Source organism: Moorena producens PAL-8-15-08-1 (assembly GCF_001767235.1).
GTDB lineage: Bacteria > Cyanobacteriota > Cyanobacteriia > Cyanobacteriales > Coleofasciculaceae > Moorena > Moorena producens_A.
This window is the reverse complement of sequence record NZ_CP017599.1, coordinates 518055-540333: the sequence shown is the minus strand read 5'-3', so window position 1 is coordinate 540333 and position 22279 is coordinate 518055. Positions and strand designations below refer to the sequence as shown.

Annotated in this window: 17 protein-coding genes; 8 read left to right on the top strand and 9 right to left on the bottom strand. The window is 43.4% G+C overall.

The window, feature by feature from the left end; genetic code table 11:
- Nucleotides 1–61 precede the first annotated feature (61 nt).
- The 3 genes from BJP34_RS02200 to BJP34_RS02190 form a co-directional block, all read right to left on the bottom strand.
- The gene (locus tag BJP34_RS02200; RefSeq protein ID WP_070390922.1) at nucleotides 62–823 is read right to left on the bottom strand and encodes a peptidylprolyl isomerase; all 762 of its coding nucleotides are present in this window, start codon (nucleotides 821–823) and stop codon (nucleotides 62–64) included.
- Between the two features lie 287 nt (nucleotides 824–1110).
- Nucleotides 1111–2631 carry an HlyD family efflux transporter periplasmic adaptor subunit gene (locus BJP34_RS02195; protein ID WP_070390921.1) on the bottom strand — a complete coding sequence of 507 codons (1521 nt, stop codon included), beginning with the start codon at nucleotides 2629–2631 and terminating at the stop codon, nucleotides 1111–1113.
- Between the two features lie 286 nt (nucleotides 2632–2917).
- Nucleotides 2918–5629 (bottom strand): peptidase domain-containing ABC transporter, encoded by a 2712-nt coding sequence (locus tag BJP34_RS02190; RefSeq protein ID WP_070390920.1) that lies wholly within the window; start codon nucleotides 5627–5629, stop codon nucleotides 2918–2920.
- 125 nt (nucleotides 5630–5754) lie between these two features.
- On the opposite strand from BJP34_RS02190, the gene BJP34_RS42070 reads away from it, so the two are divergent.
- The 3 genes from BJP34_RS42070 (at nucleotide 5755) to BJP34_RS02180 (ending at nucleotide 9017) form a co-directional block, all read left to right on the top strand.
- Nucleotides 5755–5898, top strand: coding sequence for a hypothetical protein (locus tag BJP34_RS42070; protein ID WP_158516944.1), 144 nt, complete (start codon nucleotides 5755–5757; stop codon nucleotides 5896–5898).
- A gap of 543 nt (nucleotides 5899–6441) precedes the next feature.
- Nucleotides 6442–7359, top strand: a complete 918-nt coding sequence (gene cbiQ / locus BJP34_RS02185; RefSeq protein ID WP_070390919.1) for a cobalt ECF transporter T component CbiQ — start codon at nucleotides 6442–6444, stop codon at nucleotides 7357–7359.
- 851 nt (nucleotides 7360–8210) lie between these two features.
- Nucleotides 8211–9017, top strand: coding sequence for an energy-coupling factor ABC transporter ATP-binding protein (locus BJP34_RS02180; protein WP_083304953.1), 807 nt, complete (start codon nucleotides 8211–8213; stop codon nucleotides 9015–9017).
- 324 nt (nucleotides 9018–9341) lie between these two features.
- Here BJP34_RS02180 and BJP34_RS02175 read toward each other — a convergent pair whose 3' ends face one another.
- Together BJP34_RS02175 and plsX are read right to left on the bottom strand one after the other, a co-directional pair.
- Nucleotides 9342–10340, bottom strand: coding sequence for a beta-ketoacyl-ACP synthase III (locus tag BJP34_RS02175; RefSeq protein ID WP_070390918.1), 999 nt, complete (start codon nucleotides 10338–10340; stop codon nucleotides 9342–9344).
- A gap of 413 nt (nucleotides 10341–10753) precedes the next feature.
- Nucleotides 10754–11803, bottom strand: coding sequence for a phosphate acyltransferase PlsX (gene plsX / locus BJP34_RS02170; protein ID WP_070390917.1), 1050 nt, complete (start codon nucleotides 11801–11803; stop codon nucleotides 10754–10756).
- Between the two features lie 613 nt (nucleotides 11804–12416).
- Here plsX and BJP34_RS02165 point away from each other — a divergent pair.
- Entirely contained in the window at nucleotides 12417–13748 is a 1332-nt protein-coding gene (locus tag BJP34_RS02165) for a D-alanyl-D-alanine carboxypeptidase (RefSeq protein WP_070390916.1), read from the top strand.
- 235 nt (nucleotides 13749–13983) lie between these two features.
- Here BJP34_RS02165 and lptC read toward each other — a convergent pair whose 3' ends face one another.
- From lptC to metG, 3 genes are all read right to left on the bottom strand, one after another.
- The gene (lptC, locus tag BJP34_RS02160) at nucleotides 13984–15126 is read right to left on the bottom strand and encodes an LPS export ABC transporter periplasmic protein LptC (protein ID WP_070390915.1); all 1143 of its coding nucleotides are present in this window, start codon (nucleotides 15124–15126) and stop codon (nucleotides 13984–13986) included.
- Nucleotides 15127–16008: 882 nt separating this feature from the next.
- Nucleotides 16009–16611: an NYN domain-containing protein gene (locus BJP34_RS02155; RefSeq protein ID WP_008182130.1), complete on the bottom strand. Its 603-nt coding sequence runs from the start codon at nucleotides 16609–16611 to the stop codon at nucleotides 16009–16011.
- Nucleotides 16612–16718: 107 nt separating this feature from the next.
- Nucleotides 16719–18311, bottom strand: a complete 1593-nt coding sequence (metG, locus tag BJP34_RS02150) for a methionine--tRNA ligase (protein ID WP_070390914.1) — start codon at nucleotides 18309–18311, stop codon at nucleotides 16719–16721.
- A gap of 632 nt (nucleotides 18312–18943) precedes the next feature.
- On the opposite strand from metG, the gene BJP34_RS38440 reads away from it, so the two are divergent.
- The 4 genes from BJP34_RS38440 to crtR all read left to right on the top strand — a co-directional run bounded on the left by BJP34_RS38440 (nucleotide 18944) and on the right by crtR (nucleotide 21582).
- On the top strand, nucleotides 18944–19165 hold the full coding sequence (locus BJP34_RS38440; RefSeq protein ID WP_149030741.1) for a 1-acyl-sn-glycerol-3-phosphate acyltransferase: 222 nt from the start codon (nucleotides 18944–18946) through the stop codon (nucleotides 19163–19165).
- Between the two features lie 82 nt (nucleotides 19166–19247).
- The gene (locus BJP34_RS42065) at nucleotides 19248–19415 is read left to right on the top strand and encodes a hypothetical protein (RefSeq protein WP_158516943.1); all 168 of its coding nucleotides are present in this window, start codon (nucleotides 19248–19250) and stop codon (nucleotides 19413–19415) included.
- A gap of 632 nt (nucleotides 19416–20047) precedes the next feature.
- Nucleotides 20048–20191, top strand: a complete 144-nt coding sequence (locus BJP34_RS42060; RefSeq protein ID WP_158516942.1) for a hypothetical protein — start codon at nucleotides 20048–20050, stop codon at nucleotides 20189–20191.
- A gap of 488 nt (nucleotides 20192–20679) precedes the next feature.
- Complete coding sequence (gene crtR, locus BJP34_RS02140) at nucleotides 20680–21582, top strand: beta-carotene hydroxylase (RefSeq protein WP_070390913.1); 903 nt, start codon at nucleotides 20680–20682, stop codon at nucleotides 21580–21582.
- 239 nt (nucleotides 21583–21821) lie between these two features.
- Here the strand turns inward: crtR and aroH are convergent, their stop codons facing one another.
- Nucleotides 21822–22208, bottom strand: coding sequence for a chorismate mutase (gene aroH / locus BJP34_RS02135; protein WP_070390912.1), 387 nt, complete (start codon nucleotides 22206–22208; stop codon nucleotides 21822–21824).
- Between the last annotated feature and the right edge of the window lie 71 nt (nucleotides 22209–22279).

Genomic DNA, 22279 nt, shown 5'->3' with positions numbered 1-22279 from the left:
AAAATAATCCTCTGGTATTTATCAGAGGATTATTTGATTAATTGAGCAATATCTACTAAAGTTAGTCCTCTAACTTTGATTCCATATTTTTCACCACCTCAATTTTATCAATTTGTTGCTTCAGCCATCCACTAAACAAATCCGAGATAATTTGATACCTGAGCTGATCATCCAATTCCCCTTGAACAATCTCCTCAACCAAAACCAAATGCACCCCCTGAGCAGTCACAATCGGCTTAAGCACTTCTGGGGGATTAGCAGCAAAAACAGCAGCAGAAATTTCCGGCTTCAAATCGTTACGGTACATTATCCCCCGATAGCCAAGTTTTCGACGTAACTCCTGATCCTGAATATACTCGTGAGCCACATCATAAAAACTCACATCCCCTTCCTGAATTTCATAGAAAAGTTCTAGAGCCAAATCCTGATCATCTAATACCACTTCATACATCACCACACCCGCATAATCCAACTGATTTTCATAAAAATAAGACTCAACGTTATCCGCAAATAAATGATCAGCTAACTTTCCAGAGGTAACCGTGTCATAGACAACTTCTTCAAAATCATCCAGAGACATACCACGTTGTTCTAACCAAGCCCAAGTTTCATCAGCACTACTGAGGTTGTTCATTAATCGCGTTTGGTCAGCTACTTCCTGAAGTTCTTCAACCTCAATAGTTATCCCCGCTTGATCGACAGCATCCTTGATTACCTGACGATTAAGAATCTCCTCAACTAGTTCAGGAATATTACCCGATAGCTTAACTTGATGCCAAATATCTTCCTTAGTAATAGTTATCTTTTTCTGGGAATTAACCATAAGTTTTGACCTAATTTACTTCTTGATTAGTGGTTTTATAATTATTAGTGTCATAGTAAGCATATGCGCTACGCGCACGGTACGCGAACAGCCGTCAGCAGTCAGCTGTCAGCCATTCCCGTACCGTGGCCATAGGGCAAGGCTCAAGCTAAGCGAACAGCTTATTTTATTCAAAATTACCTCAAGTAGGGTGGCCACAAGCCCCTTATAGCTGTTCGCGTAGCGTGCGCGTAGCGCTTAAGCTGATAGCTGATAGCTGATAGCTGATAGCTGAATGCTTACGACATCTACAACTTCAACCCTCCCTGCTGTAACTTCTTAAAGGGATCGAGAATAAAATCAATAATCCGACGCTGGCGCACAATCACCTCAGCCATGGCCGTATCTCCAGGACGCAAGGGAATACACTTATCAGCCGAAGCTATACAATCCTGCTTCAGTTCAATTTCTAAATCATAAACTGCTCTTTTACCATTAGGAGTATCCACCTCAGAGGTAGTAGGAGAAATGTCTACTAACTCTCCTGCTACGACTCCATAATCCTGAAAGGGATAGGCATCAAACTTGACCTTCACTGGCATTCCTGTCTCTAAAGAACCACTTTCAGTCGTTGCCATCTGCCCTCGAATTACCAACACCGAACCTGAGGGTGCAATTTCCGCCACCATAGTTCCTGACTGCACTACCGCTCCAGCCGCTTGAATCGGTAATTCAAACACCGTACCACTGACCGGTGCCTTTAACACTCGTTGCTTTAACTGAAGCTGCAACGAGTTAATCTCACCCTTACTTTGAGCAATTTCTGAATTGAGGGTAGTTATTTGTGTATCCAAATTCTTCAATTGTTCCTCCACCCTCAGCAGCGCTAATTTACCCGAGTGGCTCAGAGTCTGATAACTTCTTTGTTGTTCCTTTAGTCGTAACTGTGCCTGTTCAATCTCTGCTCGCGCTTGTCGAAGGCTTCGTTCATAACTACTCTGTTGTTCAGTTAGACGTAACTTACTCTGCTCAATCTCTGACTTGGTTTGTTCATACAACCGTTGCCTCTCCTGTAGCAAATCTTCCCGGTCTACTACTTGGATTTCCGAAACAATGCCTTCTTGATAGGCATCCTTGTAACGGTTCACCTCCCGCTCAGCATTATCCAAACGATTCTCAATTATATTAAAAGACTTTTGACTAAGTTTAAAGGTCTGACGCGCCTGATTAACTTGAGCTAACTTTTCTTCTTGTTGTAAATCATAGGAATTCTTCAGAGCCTCCAGATTCTGTAGCGCTTGGTCTACTTGTGTTTGTTTTTCCAACACTTGAGCTTGATTTTGTTGCTGCTGAGTTGCCAATGCTACCACTAATTGATTTTTCAGCAACTCTAACTGAGACAAGCGATTTAAGTGACCTTTTAACTTATCTTGTACTTGCCTTAGCTCTGAATTAACTAACTCAGATTCTAATACTAATAACTGTTGTCCAGCGTCTACTTTATCTCCCTTTTTTACCTTAATATATTCTACGGTTCCCGCCACAGCTGCATCCAGCCTCACCGTGTTTCCTTTCGGTTCTAGTCGTCCCCTAGCCGTACCGGTTTCATCCACTTGAGATAGTATAGCCCAGGGCAAAATCAGGCCAACAAATGTGATTAGAAAGTACATCAGTCCCCTTGTCCAAACTTGGGGTAAACTATCGAGTAGTTCTTGAGTGGCCTCAGACCAATCATCCCGAGATGAAGCTGGTGTTGGAGAAGTCAAGGTTTCTTGGTGTTGTTGGGGGGCAGGATCTCCGTTTACTTGTCTGTTTAATGTATTTGGCATGGGTTTAGTGATTAGTAATTAGTGATTTAGCAAATAAAACAGGGAGTAGGGAGTAGGGAGTAGGGAGTAGGGAGTAGGGAGTAGGGAGTAGGGAGTAGGGAGTAGGGAGTAGGGAGTAGGGAGTAGGTAACTAGTGATTAGTTATTGGTCAAAACTGTTAGACGTTATTTGATAGCGTTTATTGCATTTATGAGGTACGCTTATCAGCCTGAAAGTCCCCCTTAATAAGGGGGATTTAGGGGGATCCCTTTGTCCTTCATGGGAGAGAGAATTGCTATATAACTCATCACTCAATTTCATCAGCCTTAAATTGCTGTTGATTCAGATAATAATAATGTCCCCGTTTTGCCATTAACTCTTTATGGGTTCCCCTCTCAATCAATACTCCTCTATCCATCACTAAAATTAAATCCGCATTGCGGACTGTAGATAAGCGATGAGCAATGACTAATGTTGTCCTCCCTTTGAGAATCTGATTTAAATTATTCTGAATAATCCGTTCGGATTCGGCATCTAAATGGGAGGTGGCTTCATCTAAAACTAATAACTTAGGATTCCCTAATAAAGCTCTTGCGATCGCAATCCGTTGCCGTTGTCCACCAGACAACATTCCTCCCCCTTCCCCAATCTGGGTTTCATAGCCCATGGGCAACTGTTTAATAAATTCATCAGCACCCGCTAATCGTGCTGCTTCCATAATCTCGTCTAAACTAGCAGCGGGATGACCTAAGCTAATATTTTCCCGAATGGTTGCACCAAACAAAAACGTATCTTGGTCTACTACTCCCACTTGCGATCGCAAAGACCCTAAGGACAAACTCGTAATATCGAGTTGATCAATTAAGACTTTACCATCCGTAGGAGGATACAATCCCAATATCAATTTAGAAATCGTAGTTTTCCCAGACCCACTGCGTCCCACTAGGGCTACCATTTGTCCTGGTTTCACTTCAAAGGAAAGATTTTCCAGTACATTTATCTCACTTTCTGGGTGATAGCGAAAGGTTACCTTATCAAAGCAAATGTGACCTTTAATTGGGGGTAACGATTGACGCGCCTGCTGCTGCAAATCCTCCTCTGGTTCAGCATCCAACACATCATTAATCCGTTCCATAGCAATTACTACTTCCTGGAATTCATTCCATAACACGGTTAACCGCTGGAAGGGAGTAATCACATTTCCTAGCAGCATATTAAAGGCCACTAATTGCCCAATCGTTAGCTGATTTTGAATTACTAACCACGCTCCATACCAGAGTAGGGCTGTTGTGGCCACGGCTTCAATAGCATTGCTAAAAATTTGGAGGCGATTGCTGATAACTTGCCCAGTAAATCCCTGTTTTATCTCCTTATTTAATAACTCCTCCCAATGCCAACGTACTGTTTGTTCTACTGCTGTTGATTTTACCGTTCGGACACCAGAAAGGGTTTCAATCAGATAGCTATTCTCTTTGGCGTAAGCCTGAAATATTTCCCGGGAAATCTTCCGTAAAAACGGTGTCGCGATTAAGGCTAGTAGGAAAAATGGCGGCACAATCACTAAGGCCAATAACGCCATTTTCCAACTGTACCAAAACATCAATCCTACATAGATAAATACCGTTAGTAAATCCAGCAGAATTGATAAGGCTTCACCGGTCAGGAACTGCTCAATCTTGCGGTTTTCCTGGACTCGTGATATAATGTCACCAACATAGCGGGACTCGAAAAACGAAAGAGGCAACCGCAGTGTATGGCGAATAAATCCTACAATCAGCGCTGCATCTACTTTATTAGCCGTGTGGTCTAGTAGATATTGCCGCAATCCCATCATCGCGACTCGAAATAGGCTAAACATCAGTAGCCCTAACCCTACCGCCATTAAGGTTAGCCCAGAGCGCTGCACCACGACTCGGTCTAAAATTAGCTGGGTAAATAGAGGTGTAATTAATCCAAATATCTGGATAAATAAGGAAGCGATAAACACTTCGAGCACCACTACCCCATGGGGTTTCATTAACTCAAAGAATTGCCAGAAGGTAGTAGTGGTCTCTTTAGCATCCTTGAGTAACGCAGTCGGTTGTAGCAGCAGTGCATAACCGCTCCAATCTGCTTTAAATTGCTGGTGGCTGAGGGTACGTTGACCAAGGGCTGGGTCAGCAACAATAACGGAATTTTTGGTTATTTGATAAACAACAATATAATGTTTACCTTCCCAGTGAACAATGGCTGGTAGTTTTTGTTTGGCTAGCTGATCAAGACTAGCTTTAACCGGACGAGTAGAAAAGCCAATACTTTCTGCTGCTGCTGATAATCCCCGCAGTGATGCACCATTACGGTCAACATTAGCGATATCTCGCAAACGATTCACACTAAACCGTTTACCCCAATAGCGAGATACCATTACCAAACAGGCGGCACCACAGTCAGAACCACTCTGCTGGGCAAAATATGGATAGCGTCGGATTACCCGTTGCCACAAATGTCCCACTCGTTGATTAGGATTGGGAAAATAGGCTTTACTAATCGTTTTGGCAGGTGTGGATGGGGGAGGAGGTGATGGGCTGATGGGTTGGGGTGATGGAGTGGGCTGGGTGTCGGAGTCAACCAGTACTGAATTTTGCCTACGGGCGAGATCATACAGATGCTCTCGGATGTTAGGATATTTGCTAATTAGTGGAAACAACAATTCAGGGGTGAGATAGCAAAGCTTCAGATTCCGAGAAGCCCTCGCTGAGTAAGGCGAAAAGGATGCATCGGGAAAAAAGGTAGATTCTCCAAACGAGTCTCCCTCTGTCAAGGTGGCAAATTTTTCCCCAGCACTGTTGAGTAATCTGACCTTGCCGGTAATCACGATATAAATACCAGCTTCCGCTTGTTCAGCTTGCCAAAACTGGCCGACTTTGGGTTCGATAAATTTTATCTGTTTGAGAATCCGGGAAAATTCGGCATCATTAAAGGAATGCCCTAGGGTATCCCTCAGCTGCTGAGAAGAAATTGGGGCTAAATTTTGAACCATAATCCTCTAAACCTAAAAAATCTTCCAGGGAGAGTTAGCGATCTAGATGGCAGGGTCGCTATATCCAGGCAAAATCCTGTGGTAATATGAAGGCAATGTAAAGTTATGAAAAACTCACTGTCTTAATGCAGTCGCTCATGGGGGAAACCACGCCAGTTGCTCATGGGGGGAACCCCCTTTGGCGGCACTGGCTCCCCAAGACCGCGCTGCATCGGTTTATATTTGGGTTGCCATTCGAGCTTCATACCGAAACAACAGAATTTTTGTAGGGTTTTGCCACCACCAAACTAATCAATCAAAGTATGATGGTTGTGGTGCGACAAGGCGCGAGGTTCAAACCCCCACTGGAAAGCGCACCAACAGAAAGGCGCGAAATTAAAAATTGAAGTAAACCCACAGTTGTTAAGAAGAGCCTGCCGGATGTAGGAGTCTGTTGACAGGGTTAAAGTAAACGTGGTTTTAACCCTCGGGCGTTGGGCTAACCACAGAATCAACACTGTTTTAACCCGTTAAGATGTCAATATCAACCAATTTCAAGGAAATTAAATAACCAAGATGGAAGAAGAATCCTATTCTTACCGGTAGTCTGGGTATTATATAACAGAAGATTGTTCTGTGAAAAGCGTTTTTACTATCGCTAGGCAAAAAACCAAGACTATCAAAGAAGCCAGTCATAGGTCATAGAGAAAATATGAAGGATGAAGGGTGAAGTATCAAGTATGAAGTATTAAGGGTGAAGTGGAACGATAGAACCTATGGCTCCTATGTTGATTAGACCCAATTAGCAATCACCAATTACAATCAATGACTAAATGAAACATGGACTTGATGCCTACGCTCACTTGGACTCGCCCATCCACAGTTGGGAACCTCGTGCCAAGCTAATTGCCCTATTGACCCTAATTTTCGCGTTTTCTTTTGTACAGCATTTGATAGTGCTACCACCGATGGTAGCTCTGACCCTAATTTTTTATCGAGTCTCTCGCCTGCCACTGTCTTTTCTGTTGAATCGGTTGCGCTATCCGGGATTGTTTCTGTTAGGGATTACACTGCTACTCCCCTTCACAGTAGGCACTACCGTGATCATCGAGCTTGGTCCAATCGCCCTGCGGCAGGAAGGACTGCTAACCCTAGTGCTGATTGCCACCCGTTTCTTATGTATTCTCACCATTAGTGTGATTTTATTTGGGACCGCACCCTTTTTGACCAACATCAAAGCTATGCGATCGCTTGGTCTGCCCTCACTGGTTGCGGATATGACTCTGTTGTCTTACCGCTATATTGAGCAATTTAGTAACGACCTAGCTAAAATGAAGCGGGCAATGCAGCTGCGAGGTTTTCGTGGCAAAGGACCAAAGCTTTCATGGCAGGAATTTGGAGGTCACCCAGTTGCTTCGTTACTGGAATTCTTCGCCCGTAGTTACCGTAACCTGAGAGTTTTAGCTTCCCTAACCGGAACACTTTTGGTACGCAGTTACCAGCAATCCCAGCAAGTCTATCAAGCGATGATTTTACGAGGGTATAGTAACACCTCTCAATTTATGGTTTCTGAGAGTTCTGGTGTGACAATAGGGACTAGAACACAGAGCTTTTCATTACCCCTTCCTAGGGGAAAGCGTAGGTCGTCTAGTACAAACACTGCTGGTTTCCAACACTACATTGCTCTGGGACTCACTAGCTTGATTTCAGTAGGATTTGTGATCGCAGAAATTATGTTAACACAAGCATGACCGAAGCGCATTCAGACTAATCAATGATGACTAATTAATGGTCATCAAATCAAGGTAATATTGATTCCGGTTAATGACTTATAAGTTTAGGGTTTGGGTTGGAGTTTTGTTAATTTAAATTAAATAAAATTAACACTTAAATTAACACTTCACAAAATTCCCTCATCCCGACTATAAGTGATTAGGCTCAGGGGGTGACAACAAGGCTAAAAACTAAACAGGGTGTGGGGTGTGGGGGGTAGGGGGTGGGGAAAATAAAAGCGATGCAGCGCCTTCATGTGGGGGTTTCCCCCACTCGCGCTTTGCTTGGCTGACAGCGATGCAGCGCGGTCTTGGGGAGGCAGTGCGGTCTTGGGGGTCTCCCCGGAGACGAAACCTTAGACAGGCTCGCCTTTATGGTTGGTCGGCTATGCACAAAAGGGGTAAAACTTATTGATTAAGGCGAGCCTGTCTTACGGTAACTTCTAACCATGAGCAACTGCCGTGGTTTCCCCCATGAGCGACTGCATCAAGACAGGGAATTTGGAGTGAGTCGGTGGGATAACAATCGGTCCGAGACCTGATTTAACCGTCCCGTCGCCACTCCGCCAGCTCCTGATTTTTCCCCTCCTGGGAGGGGTTAGGGGTGGGTTCCCTACACCCATCACCCCACACCCCACACCCCGTAAAGCTTTTAAGGCTGTTTGTCACCCCGTCAGGTGATTAGCCGTAATTAATATGGCTGAGAATTTATCCTAGCCTACAGCGAACGCTATCAGGCGAAACGACTTCATTCTTGGCCTTAAGGCCGTAGGCCACGCTGCGCGAACGGCCACGCTACGCGAACAGACTTCATCCTTCAGACTTTTACCGTGACCCAGCAAAAACAAGAATTTTTTTACCGAGAAGATTACATTGAACCCTATCAGTCATCTACTTCGTTACACTACGCCCTTGCCATTGATAGTCTGTATTTTTCCTACCCAGACCAACCGGATAGTTTACGCAATATCAATCTCACCATTAAGCCAGGGGAACGGATAGGTTTGATTGGGCCGAATGGTGCTGGTAAAACTACCCTATTTCTGACCATCTGCGGCGTTTTAAAACCAACTAGGGCAAGAGGGATGCTGTTATTTGGCAAACCCGTGGTAGCGGGTGAGTTTCGCCCAGAAATTGGTCTGGTGTTTCAGAATCCCGATGACCAGTTATTTTCCCCCTCGGTCTGGGATGACGTAGCGTTTGGACCAGAGAATATGGGGTTACCAGCGGTTGAGGTTGAACAGCGAGTTCAACAAGCCCTATCCCTGACGGGTGTGGAACACTTAGCGGCTCGAGTTCCCCACAACCTGTCTGGGGGTCAGAAGTGTATGGTAGCGATCGCAGGGGTTTTAGCCATGGGTCCATCCCTAGTGCTGTACGATGAACCCAGTGCCAATCTTGACCTTCGTTCCCGGCGTCGCTTGATTAGCTTTTTGAAAGGGTCCGAGGAGACAATACTGATTTCCTCCCATGACCTAGAACTGATTTTAGAAGTATGCGATCGCGTTTTGCTACTTGACGAAGGGCAAATTATTGCTGATGGTCCTCCTCAACAGGTGATGGCTAATCAGCAGCTGATGGAGTCTCATGGTTTGGAAAAGCCTCACTCTATAGTTTCAGTTATAAGTAACCCTTGAAAAGTTAGTTAGTCGTTGGCGGTTGACTGTTGATTGTTAACCGTCAACAATGATTAACTTGCTCAAGTCCCTTGACCTATGGTCACGCTGCTTAACGCGCTCCAATTCAAAATTCAAAATTATTAATTCAAAATGACAATCAGTGGGGGCTTGTACCCGCCACTGATTGAAGACCACTGATAGGGAGCAATCCCTCGCTATCAGTGGGGGCTTGTACCCGGAATTAAAAAATTGCAAAATTTGTTCAATTTTATATTTTTAATTTTTAATTTTTAATTTTTAATTCCCCAAAGGGGTCAGCAGCATGCTGCTGGAGTACTTCAATTACCTTCCCCACTTAAAAACTGCTGCTCCCCAAGTCAATCCTGCACCAAAGCCGGAGATAGCTATAATATCTCCTGATTTAATTTTCTCAAGCCGCACTGCTTCATCCAACACTATAGGTATAGAAGCCGCTGAGGTATTACCATATTGGGCGAGATTACTTAGAACCTTGTGCTTAGGAATCTTAAGACGTTGGGCAACTCCATCCAGAATCCGCTGATTAGCTTGATGCAAGAGCAGCCAATCCACCTGTTCAGTGCTGATATCGGCTCGGAATAATGCTTTTTCAATCACTTCCGGTACCTTTTGCACCGCAAAGCGATAAACCTCTTTGCCACTCATGGTAATGGGTTGATAAGTCCCTTTAGCCACAGTCAAACCCTTGACAATTTCCTTGTCTTGTGGTTGATAGGCTAACTGAAGACAGCTATTTTGGGTACCATCACTACACAGTGCAAATCCCAGTAAGCGATCGGATTGATTTGCCTGCAAAACTACAGCCCCAGCACCATCTCCAAATAGTACACAAGTACTTCGGTCTGACCAATCTACCCACCTTGAGAGAATATCCGCACCAATCAGTAAGACATTTTGGTAAAGGCCAGTGCGGATAAATTGGGACGCTGTAGCCAGTCCAAAGACGAACCCAGAGCAGGCTGCGGTTATATCAAAGGCAACTGCTTTTGATGCTCCCAGGAGTGCCTGAACTTGATTAGCACTGCCAAACAGATCATCCGGGGTTGAGGTGGCTAGGATAATCAGATCTAGGTCTTCAGGAGCAATTCCAGCCATAGCGATCGCATTCTTTGCTGCCGCAGTAGCCATCTGACTTAGACTCCCTTGTGCATCCACCAGATGCCGTTGCCGAATTCCAGTACGGGTGGTAATCCACTCATCCGATGTATCAACTATCTGGCTTAGTTGATGGTTATCGAGGGTAACTTCTGACGCTGCGGAACCACTTCCGGTAATAGCAATGCCTGTTCCTAGTTGATTCAAGGCTCTTCTCCATCAGTTGCATCCCATGTTTTTCTCTTCCCAAGTTCGCTGCTTAGGGATAAGGCGAAAAGACTGGTCATTGGTCAATCTTGCCATCAATGCCACACTCAACTATAGCACACAAGCCTTAAACAACTATTTTGTGAGGCTTGTGGGACGCTCAAGCTAACAATCTGCCATTATGACGGAACCCTCTTGTAATTACCGTTATGGATCGCCAGCCTAAGACCCTGGGCAATTCCGCTAAGGAATTCTAACACGAGACTTGATCAGCTAGTCAAAGTTTAGTCCCCATGCTTGACACTATTAAGGTTAAGGGTTAAGCATAAACTTCCAACCGCCAACGGTCAACAGTCAACAAAAAAACAGTTGCGCTAATGGTAGCATTGGAATGCTGATCAGTCGATCATGCCTTACTCCTCACTGCTGGAATTAGTAGCCACTGATTCCTTAGATCTTTTGAAGTGATTAGCTTTAATCCGCTCTAGTACTCGGTGATCAATGGCTTCTTTAGCCAACCGAATGGCGTTAAAAATCGATGGGGCTTGGGAGCTACCGTGACTAATAATACAAATTCCTGCCACCCCCAAGAGTAGAGCACCGCCATGTTCGGCATGATCCATACGCTGCTTAATCCGCTTCAAGTTGGGTTTTAACAACGCTGTACCTAGCTGACCTTGTATCCCTTGAGGCAGTTCTTCTCGGATAATTTGCAGCATCACCTCCCCTACTGCTTCGGCAAACTTGAGCAGTATATTGCCCACAAAACCATCGCACACAATTACATCAAATTGACCTGAGAGTACATCTCTACCCTCAGCATTGCCAATAAAGTTTATTCTGGAATTCTTTCGTAGCAGTTGATGAGTACGGATGGCCAAATCATTGCCTTTACACTCTTCCTCACCAATGTTTAGCAGACCCACCTTAGGCTCTTCCATGCCCAAGACATACTTGCTATATACTGAGCCCATGATGGCAAACTGCTCTAGATATTTAGGGCGACAATCCACAATTGCCCCCACGTCCATTATAATCACTGGCTTGCCAGCCATGATGGTAGGAAACACTGCGCCAATTGCGGGACGGTCAATCCCTGGCAGACGCCCTAAGCGCAATAGAGCCGCTGCCATGGCTGCCCCAGAGTGCCCAGCACAGACTACAGCGTCAGCACGTCCTTGCTTGACTAAGTCCATGGCTACGTTAATAGAAGCCTTGGGCTTACGCTTCAAGGTCACCAAGGGTTCTTCATCCATGGCAACGACACCATCAGCAGCTACAATTTCTATCTGACTTGATCCGTGGTGTTGGGAAATAGAGGATCTAATTTGCTCAGGATCCCCTACCAACAATACCTCTACCCCTAACTCAGCTTGTGCTCTAATAGCTCCAGCAACTATTTCATGGGGGGCATAATCCCCGCCCATAGCGTCTATTGCGATTCGTGCGCCAGTCGATGCCATTGCTCAAAGTTTATAGAAACCTTCCACATCTTACCAGGACCATTACCTGGAATAGTAAACAATGTGATCTGTTTAACTTGAGGTTTGGGACCGGTTAAGGCTTGCATGGTGACATATTCTCAACAGAACTGTTCAGTAGCAGCATTCACTATGTGACATACTCCCACACGCTTATCGAACGCGCTCCGCGTCTGGCAAAGCGAGTAGATTACAGTGTGGGCTTCTTACCAACTCCACCTAACAGTTCGGATACTCGGTAAGCTTTATTAACGACACGGTCAGAAGTTACCGCAAGAAGAGTGGAGCCTTTATGGTTAGTCGGCTATGCATAAAAGGGTTAAAACTTTATGATTAAGGCTCCACTCTTCTAAGGTTTCGTCTCCGGGATGCCCCTCCGCGCCGGAAAAATACAATAAGTTCTATTTTTAATTAGTAGGTGGCGGTTAGCTCTTAATTTGTTTTCCCTACTACTTTGATTATAGACGATCTCAAAACCATTAAAGATCCTGTCCGCTAGACATGCCCCACACCTCAATGCGCATTGAGGTGTGGGGCATGTCTAGCGGTCTTAGCTAAAATAGAGCAGCCTCAAGAAACAAATGTGGTGTAGTGAATGCTAAAACAACTTGCTGCTGGGATCCTTGCCGGTGCATTTGTCGTTATATCTGTGAAACTATGGAGAAATCTACAACCGATCAACCTTGATCAAGCTCAACTGATGGCTTGGCGGGATACCTCCTTGTTTAGCTTGCCAGCTGAACCAGACCCGTCTGCTGAAGCGATTGTGGATGAATTCATAGAAAAATGGCGTGTTCAAGGTTCAGCAGTTAAGCAAGGAGTATGGATTCAATCAGGACTGACTAGACTGGCGACCCACCGGGGAAATGTTCCAATACCCGCAGCTTCAATCACGAAAATTGCCACTAGTCTAGCGGCATTACAGCAATGGGGGCCAGCTCATCAATTTGAAACTAGAGTCAGTGCCACCGGAATAGTTAAAGATGGGGTATTGCAGGGAGATTTGGTAATTACTGGTGGTAGCGACCCGTTTTTTGTGTGGGAAGAAGCGATCGCATTGGGTAATAGCCTAAATCAACTGGGAATCCGCCGGGTCACTGGGAATTTAGTCATCATTGGCAATTTCACTATGAATGATAAGGATAACCCAGAAATTGCTGGTGGCCTACTCAAGCAAGCCTTAAAATCCAGCAGCTGGTCTTGGCAGATTGTCCGCCAGTATCAATCCATGGCCAAAGGAACCGAGAAACCCGAATTAGAAATTGCTGGTAATGTAGTCGTATCTGATACTCCCATTCCGAAGCAAGAATATCTGTTACTCCACAAGTCCTTGCCCCTGGTAGATATTCTTAGAGAGATGAACATCTACAGTAACAACGACGTATCTCAGATGTTGTCTCAAGCCATTGGCGGTGCTCAGACAACTGCTCGGTTGGCGGCTAGGTCAGCTGGTGTACCCAGTAGCGAAATTCAGTTGATTAATGGCTCTGGTTTAGGTATGGAGAATCGAATTTCCCCCCGTGCTGCTTGTGCTATGCTCATGGCTATTGAGCGCTTTTTACAGCCTTACCAGCTTAATCTTAGGGATGTCTTCCCCCTAGCTGGACGGGATACTAAGGGAACCATGCTCGACCGTAACATTCCCCAAGGGGCTGTGGTAAAAACTGGAACTCTGCGAGAAGTTAGTGCTCTAGCTGGTTTTCTCCCAACACGCGATCGCGGTTTAGTGTGGTTTGCCATCATTAACGGTGGCAACGATATCCTAGAATTTCGGGCAAAACAGGATCAGCTACTGCAACGCCTGTCTGTCGAGTGGGGTACCCTTACCCAAAAGAGTAGCAATCAAACCCATAAACCATTGATAATTGGTGATCCCAAGCGTATTGAAAAAATCAGCAGTGCCTTGCTCATTGAAAATAAAAAATAGCAAATAGATATCGAGTTGGCTTGAAATTTTGTTGACCGTTGACCGTTGACCGTTGACCTTCAACCGTCAACAGTTAAGTTAAAGGGTTGAGCAACGGCTCCAAAGGCAGTTTCAGCAATAAATTAATTTAGGCTACAGTCAACCTTCAACCTTCAACCTTCAACCTTCAACCTTCAACCTTCAACCTTCAACCTTTGCCAAAAGGCCACGCGTGCCCGTTCAACTTTAAACCAGCTCAAGGAATAATTTCTGTTACCACTCTTTCCCCAACACCACTAGTTACTACAATATCTTGAGCTTCAAGGTTACCCACTGCTTTATCACCAGTCGTATTAAATTCGGGTGAAACTTGTTCATATATTACATTACCTGAGGCTTCCATCTGTTGGGTGGGGATATCCCAAGTTAGCTGATTAGCGTATAGTTTGGCTTGCTTACGGCTTCCCTCCCCTTGTACTCCTCCCGTTAACCTAACTACTTTCTTACCCAAATCTACCCGTCCCCTGTTAGCTGTTACCATCAGTTTCTCCTGCTGGTGAACAATTCTAACCGGCTGATCCGACACAACAGTTTTATCATTCAAATTCCAAACTGCTGAATTAGTCGATATCACGACCGGTGGTTCGACCGAAGTCAACTGCACATTTTTCTTGAGAGTTGCTATATTTGCCTTAAGGTTTACCTCAGAATTGTCTGCTTCCACTCGTTCTGTTACTATCTTATTTTTATAGCGCTCAATAAGTATCCTTTTGTTACTAATTACCTTCTGTTGTTCGATTTGCCAGAGCAAACGTTCTGTTTTCATTTGCAAGTTTGGGTCTTTCGATATGGCTGCTACTTGACCAATTAATTCCAACTTCTGGGTTCGACTTAAGTAACGCCCTTCCTTTGCGGATGCTTGTAGTTTAGGGTGATTACCTTTAACGTTATTGCGGATAACTAACAAATCTTCCTTAGGTTTCCACTCAGACTCATCACCTCGTAACACAGCACCATTACGGGGATCAGTAGCCGTGACCTGACCTTTGAGAAACACTATCTCACCATTCTCTAGGATTTCCCCACTCTGGGCTGACACCTGTAAAATCAGTTTCCCATCTTGATACAAATCCCCATTGGGTTTGTCAATGTAAGCAATTTTTCTATCTGGAGAGTAAGTCGCTTTATCTCCTGTAACTTTCCATAGAGGACGACCTTGCTTATCTGACTGATCTAGAGTGACGTTTTTAAAGACTAGACTTCCTTCAATTTTTTCAGTAACTTTAGTGTCTTCCTGAACTTGATTTAATGATTTCGGCTCACTCTTACAACCAGACAATGAGTAAACCGTGAAAATCAAAATAAAAAAAATCAGACATCTCTTGGAGTATAAAAACATATGGCAAAAGGAGCGTGTGATTAGGATAAATGACTATAAAATAATCGATACAAAGCTTACTCAGAAAGACTTGTATCGATTTAAAAAATTAAATTTTATAAAAATTGCTTTCTAGGAAATGCTATACTAGTTATTACTCCTTAGGATTCCTGTAAAAATAACCTGAACAGTTTTTTTTATGGGAGCGATATCCCACAATTTATTCTAGATAAAATTTTTACAACTTATTTTTACATGGCTCCTTAGTTATTAGAAGTTTTTATAACCTCTATAGTTCCTGGGGGACAACAAGCGCCCCAAATTCCTTGCCAGCTCTAGGTTTAAGGTCACTATTATCCCAAACTATACCTAGATAATCATGAGCATATTTTCAATGACTGAGAACTCAATCCCTGATTATTTCGTCCAAGTGGTCGAAAAATCGAGTTGATAAGTTGGGTAACTGAATTGACGCGCATCCTGACCAGATAAGGATTATAGCCTACCTTTCACCCGCTCAGCCCTCGGCAGAAGATTTTCAATTACTGAGAACTCAATCTTTGATTATTTCCTTCAAGTTGGATATAAGTTTTGTAACTGAATTGACCAAACCCAGATGAGTTAATGATTATAGGCGACCTGTTACCCCCTCAGCTATACTTGACTTAGTTGCTTAGCTTTCAGTTTTTAGATGGTTTACCCAACTAGATGCAAGAATAAAGTCTGTATGTCAACTATAGGAGGGGAAAGCATCGGACATAAACTATAGGTTTTCAGCCACTAATTACTGCCCGAATGCTACAAGACATGAGAAAGAAACGCCCACACACTTAAATCGTAGTTTGGACCCCATCAGACAGGCCCTAATCACCAATTACTAATTACTAATCACTAATCACCAAACTATTTGTGCTGTTCATCCATCACATTGAACCCAGACAACGGACGGTAAGTATAGTTTTGTTTGGGTGTTTTTTGGATACTTTCTTGGATGGTATCAAGGTCAATATAGCGGTCGGCTACATTAATTAGACTATCACTGGTCATGGAGCGTAGGCTGACCACCTCAACCCGAACTCCCCGATAACTGACAGAATCGACTGCATAGGCAAGATCACCATCACCACTGACTAGAACTGCTGTGTCGTAGGAACCCACTAGTGCCATCATGTCAACAGCAATTTCTACATCCAGATTAGCTTTTTTTGAGCCATCTGGTAGCTGAACTAAATCTTTGGCAATTACTCGGTAGCCATTACGACGCATCCAGAGCAGAAAGCCCTGCTGCTTCTCATTCGTACGATCAACACCAGTGTAAAAGAAAGAGCGTAGTAGCCTAGATCCTGCTGTCAAACGACACAATAGCTTAGTGTAGTCAATTTCAATCCCTAGTTGTAGGGCAGCATAAAATAAGTTTGAACCATCGATAAAGATGGCAACACGACCACGGTTTTCTAAGACTTGTTCAGGTGTAAAAATTGGGTCATGATTATAATGGCTCAGCATTTTTATTATACCTCTTTGTTAAAAAAAAAAAAATTAAAAAACTTTTTACTTAATCAGCATTAAGGTAATATGCCGATTAAGTTTTTGGTTAATAAGACGGAACCAAATTAGGTGAGTTCCAGTCGTGCAAATACCGGTTTGGGTTTTCCTAGCTTCTGGTTTTGAGGTAAAACCCCCCAACATGCATGGGATACATAGGGCGCAGCCAAAAAGATGTGTTCTTTTTGGCTAAAGTCGATGGCAAAACCTAGTTGTTGGTAAATCTCCGTACTAATACTGGGAATAATCGGTGATAAGAGATAGGCAGCTAAGCGCACTGATTCTAAAACTGTATATAACACTTGTTCAACCTCTTGCTGTTTTCCTTGTTTATACAAGCTCCAGGGAGCTTGCTGATCTAGAAATTTGTTACTGGCTCGAATCAGAGTAAATATTTTTTGGCAAGCTTGGCTAAACGCTAGGGATTCATAAGCCCTAGCGACTTGTGAACCGAGATCTAAGCCAATTTCGAGCAGAGGATTGACCTGTGAAATATCTGAGCCAGTTAAACCTGGAACAATACCTTGACAATACTTTTTAGCCATCCCCAAGGTGCGATTGAGCAAATTACCTAGGTCATTGGCTAAATCCGCATTGACGATATCTATAAAACGGGTTTCACTAAAATCCCCGTCTCGCCCAAATTCAATCTCTTTTAGAAAATAATAGCGAATTGCATCAGCACCGTATTTATCTACCAACTCCACTGGGTCTAGGGTATTGCCTAGACTTTTTCCCATTTTTTGACCATCTTTGGTCAGAAAGCCATGACCAAATACTTGACCTGTAACAGGTAGAGAGGCTGACATTAACATGGCAGGCCAGTATACAGCATGAAAGCGCAGGATGTCCTTACCGATAAGATGTATATTGATCGGCCACCATTTTTGTAAGGCATTATCAAGAGTTGGTTCACTATCGGGATCCAATAGGGCAGTCACGTAGCCTAGTAAGGCATCAAACCAAACATAGATGGTGTGGCTGGGATCAACCGGTACTGGGAAGCCCCAATCGACATTCAATCGTGAAATCGAAAAATCCTGTAGTCCCTGACTGACAAAACTCAACACTTCATTACGGCGACTTTCCGGTTGGATAAAATCCGGTCGCTGTTGGTAAAGTTCTTCTAGCTGTTTTTGGTATTTAGAGAGCCGGAAAAAGTAGTTTTGCTCATCTCGCCACTCCGCTTCTTGATTGGGATGAATCGAGCAGCGGTTTCCAGGTAGAAGTTCCCGTTGCTCTTTAAATTCCTCACAGGAGACACAGTACCACCCTTGTTGTTGACTCAGATAAATGTCACTTTTATCCCAAACCCGCATGAAAAATTCTTTGACAATGGCTTGGTGGCGGTTAGCGGTAGTGCGGCTGAAACGGTCATACTGGATATTGAGCTTTTGCCAGAGGACATCAAATCCAGCAGCTATCTTGTCGCAATGTACTTGAGGATCTACCCCTTGAGTTTCAGCAGTCCGCTGAATTTTTTGTCCATGTTCATCTGTACCAGTAATTAACAGTACGTCTTTGCCCTGTAACCGTTGAAAACGAGCTACTGCATCAGATGCCATGGTGGTATAGGCACTGCCGATATGGGGTAAGTCGTTCACATAGTAAAGGGGTGTTGTAATGGCAAATGTATTTTTAGTAGTATTCGTATGAATCATATGAGTGTTAAAAACGCCCTCCAGCCAACTGATTTAACTTATTTAAGTGATTTCTAACCTAGTGTATGGCTACTAGTATTAATTTTAGTTGTTACTATATGTAGTATTTATCTAATCAGATTTACTTAAGTTTTAACCTTTTCTAAAAAGTATCTGTCGCTACTTTTTAGTTGACGTTACTCAAAATTGTTTATTATCTTGTAACTCATTCCACCTATTTTAGTTGTGGGGTTTCGAGTCATTACTCCTTAGTCTGTTACTTATGAGTAAGGAGTAATGATAAGCAGCCGATAAGTTATCCCACTCCCTTGAAGGAATGGAATCAAGGCCACCTTCTGTCACTTGATTATAAGGAAAATTAATTATTAACATAAGTTAGTAGTCTAGTTTAGATTTAACAGGCTTTTTCTACTACTGGCTTAATGCCTAATGTGTCAAGCTACACACTTGTAGTCACTGGCAGTCTATCACCATTAGTTGTTTTGCACCTGATTATCTCTACTTTAAGGCATCTGTCAATAGATCTATTTTTAAAAAAATGTTAAGAAATGTTAATCTATATTAGAAATTGATGACTGAAACTGAAGTCTGACCATCTTCCACTACAGGTTTCTGATGCCCTTCTTGCTGCAATGGGAATAAATTGTTCCAATATCGATGAGGATCGCATTCCTCATAAATCTGCTGTTGTAGTAGTGAGTAACCATCGTGGCTTTCTAGATGTCCCGTTGTTGATGGTAGCCTTGGGGCAACGAATCCCCATTGCTTGTGATCATGACATGGGACAAGCACCAGTGATGCGGGTGGGTTCTCAAGCAGATGGGTTGTTTCTATCTATAAAAACCAGAATATAGACTGTGAGCGTTGTTACAACAGGCAAGTCAGTTTCGCGAACATCATCATTGGGTTGGGGTTTGTATACTCCAAGCCTAACCAATGGTGAATTTTACTCAGCCTTTGGAAATAGGCAACTTTCATAAAGGCTTTACCCACTTAGCTTTGTGGACATCAGTTAAACAGGCAGCGCCGCGCCTAAAGCGCGATCGCTTCCCAAGAAGAAATCGTACACTCAGTGATACCGCTGGGATGGTTACGTTTGTTTGACCCATCTGAACCCCGATTTGAACAAATGGGTTGGCATCCGATGGTAATTCATCGCTGTTTGGCAGTATTACTTGGACATTTCTATTGGATTACACAGAAACAGCGGAACTATCAAGGGAAACAGATTATGTGCTCCATTAGTAAGATATACCGGTATTAAATTGCTAGATTAGTACAGGGGATCAAGGAGAAAGTCTGAAGTATCAAGTATTAAGGCTCAAGGAGAAAATGGGCTTGTTAGTGTCTCACTTATGCTTGACTAAAAACTTGTTCAATAACCATAATTTAAACTACCTATTTTATCCATAAAATTTCCTATTTAATAGTTATGAAATATAGTTTTATCCAGATATAATAAATACAATAAAATGTACTAATCATTCAAGAATGAAGCGGTTTTGATATGAAGCATTATTCGTTATACTTACACAAAAAAATGTTGATGGCTATAATACTTCATACTGACTGAAAGTAAACAATGCCAAACGTTAATAGTTGTTCGTGTTTCTTGAGTCCGGGACAATCTAATCGGTGATTATCCACTATTTGTTTATTTACCAGAGATGGTTCCAATGGGTGAGCTGTTGGCAGTACAGGCTCAACATTGAGAAACTGGTTTTGATTTCTGTTGTTTGGCGATCCCAACCGATGATTTAAGCAACTTGGAGAAGTTGGCAGGGATAGTGGTTAACCTGATTGAAGCGGAACTCAACCAGGGAGCTTCACAGGACGTTTATCTGTATGGTGAGTCGAAAGGAAGTCTGTCTGGTGCGTGAAGGTAGCTCTGAAAACCCCCCATAGGATTGACCGGATTATTTTGAGTAACCGAGCTACTTGTTTTAACCAACGAGCTTTCTTGATGCAAAGCGCGAGTGGGGAGGGGCTGCATCAAGACAAGCCTCTCCTCTCATTAAGGTAATTGATTTGACACCGCTGCATCGCTCTCCAGCCCCGTGGAAACGCCCATAGGTTAGCGCTGCCTCCCTTTGAGCACACTTGCTCACCTGTTACCTTGCTGTATCGCTAGCTGAAACAGAGGTTAACTTGTAGAAGATTATCAGCTCCACAGTTGAAAACCCCTGTGCCTCGCAGAAGCAGAAGGGTATCACAAGCAGTGCCGGAGGGTGACTCCCCTGGTGACGAGAGTGATTTTCCTGAAATTGACTTTAGTTTCTGATTAGAAGTTCTAATCTTAACAAATCTTTATGATTTAGCCATTTTACCTTATACTACCAAAAGACAGTAGAAAGGAGAAAAAACAAGTATGTCGGAGGCCATCAAGCCGCTGACAGTACCCAAGGAGTTCCTGGGTGCCCCGGATAAGTTTAACTTAACGTTACTTATGTTTGTGGCGGCGATCATCTTGGTGGTCTGTTCCACCAGTGGTTACTGGCTTTGGGATTTGCCTAACGCTTGCTGCTTTAGCATTAATGTCCTTGCCTTACACATGGTAGGAACAGTCATTCACGATGCCTCTCACCATGTTGCCCACAAAAACCGTTACGTCAATGCCCTGATGGGTCATGGTAGCGCCCTGATGTTAGGTTTTACCTTCCCAGTGTTCACGCGGGTTCATATGCAGCATCATGCCAATGTTAACGATCCCGAAAACGATCCCGATCATTTTGTTTCTACTGGTGGTCCGCTGTGGTTAATTGCAGTTCGCTTTTTTTATCACGAAATATTTTTTTTCAAGCGCCGTTTGTGGCGTAAGTATGAGCTCTGGGAGTGGTTTTTTAGCCGTCTATTCATCGCCATCATCATATATCTTGCTTGTCAATACGGCTTTTTAGACTACATCATGAACTATTGGTTTGTGCCAGCATTAGTTGTAGGTATAGCCCTAGGATTGTTCTTTGATTATTTGCCTCATCGTCCATTTAAAGAACGTGATCGCTGGAAAAATGCTAGAATTTACCCCAGTCCCATCATCAACCTACTAATTATGGGACAAAATTATCATCTAATTCATCACCTGTGGCCGACCATACCCTGGTACAAGTATCAGCCCGCCTACCGTGCTGTTAAACCCCTTTTAGATGAAAAAGGTTGTGATCAATCTCTAGGACTTCTGGCTCGAAAGAGTTTTTGGAACTTTGTATACGACATCTTTTTAGGAATTCGTTTCCACCACAAATCATCTGATAGAAAAACGGAATCAACCTGAAAATCTTTCTGTTGATGGTTGACCATGGACGGTTGACCATTGATAAATTTTACTCAATAAAATTGTGTTCCTGTTAATTGTTAATTGTTAATTGTTAATTGTTAATTGTTAATTGTTAATTGACCATTGACCATTGACCATTAACAATTTTATTTTGACTAATGACAAACTAATGACAACTTTAAATTACGACTGGCTAATTGCTAGAAGCCGCGTGGTTATTAGAAATAACCTGATAACTAACGGTTGACTTGAGCTAAGATCAAATCAGGCCTTAAATTTTTTGCCTGACGTAAATAGGGATGATAAATTTCAAGTTGAGAAACAGGAGTGTTGATTTGGATTAAACACCGGATACAACGCTCTAGGCTACCCTCGACATGCATCTGTTGGACATCAAGTAAAGGAACATGATCCCAATGCGGACGTTCTCTTGCGATCGCAGCTGGAAATTTAGCATCCAAATCACGGGTCGTGGTGAAAATAGCACTAATAATTTCTTGATGGTCAATTTCATTATGAGCTTCGAGTTCATCTAGCAGTTCCATCACTGCTTCTCGAATCGCTGCTACTGTATTTTCTGAGGCAGTTGTTGCGCCTCGAATTGCTCTAACTCTCCACTGCAAGGTAGGATCCTCCGAATTTCCCTGGGAGATTTGAGATCATACACGCGCTGGTGTAATCTCAAATCTCCATG

Excerpts from the sequence above, each read along its gene's own strand:
- BJP34_RS02190 (WP_070390920.1), bottom strand. The coding sequence starts at position 5,629 with ATGGTTCAAAATTTAGCCCCAATTTCTTCTCAGCAGCTGAGGGATACC.
- plsX (WP_070390917.1), bottom strand. The coding sequence starts at position 11,803 with ATGGCATCGACTGGCGCACGAATCGCAATAGACGCTATGGGCGGGGAT.
- BJP34_RS02165 (WP_070390916.1), top strand. The coding sequence starts at position 12,417 with ATGCTAAAACAACTTGCTGCTGGGATCCTTGCCGGTGCATTTGTCGTT.
- BJP34_RS42070 (WP_158516944.1), top strand. The coding sequence starts at position 5,755 with ATGCAGTCGCTCATGGGGGAAACCACGCCAGTTGCTCATGGGGGGAAC.
- cbiQ (WP_070390919.1), top strand. The coding sequence starts at position 6,442 with ATGAAACATGGACTTGATGCCTACGCTCACTTGGACTCGCCCATCCAC.
- BJP34_RS02200 (WP_070390922.1), bottom strand. The coding sequence starts at position 823 with ATGGTTAATTCCCAGAAAAAGATAACTATTACTAAGGAAGATATTTGG.
- metG (WP_070390914.1), bottom strand. The coding sequence starts at position 18,311 with ATGATTCATACGAATACTACTAAAAATACATTTGCCATTACAACACCC.
- BJP34_RS38440 (WP_149030741.1), top strand. The coding sequence starts at position 18,944 with ATGGGAATAAATTGTTCCAATATCGATGAGGATCGCATTCCTCATAAA.
- lptC (WP_070390915.1), bottom strand. The coding sequence starts at position 15,126 with ATGTTTTTATACTCCAAGAGATGTCTGATTTTTTTTATTTTGATTTTC.
- crtR (WP_070390913.1), top strand. The coding sequence starts at position 20,680 with ATGTCGGAGGCCATCAAGCCGCTGACAGTACCCAAGGAGTTCCTGGGT.
- BJP34_RS02195 (WP_070390921.1), bottom strand. The coding sequence starts at position 2,631 with ATGCCAAATACATTAAACAGACAAGTAAACGGAGATCCTGCCCCCCAA.
- BJP34_RS02155 (WP_008182130.1), bottom strand. The coding sequence starts at position 16,611 with ATGCTGAGCCATTATAATCATGACCCAATTTTTACACCTGAACAAGTC.
- BJP34_RS42065 (WP_158516943.1), top strand. The coding sequence starts at position 19,248 with ATGGTGAATTTTACTCAGCCTTTGGAAATAGGCAACTTTCATAAAGGC.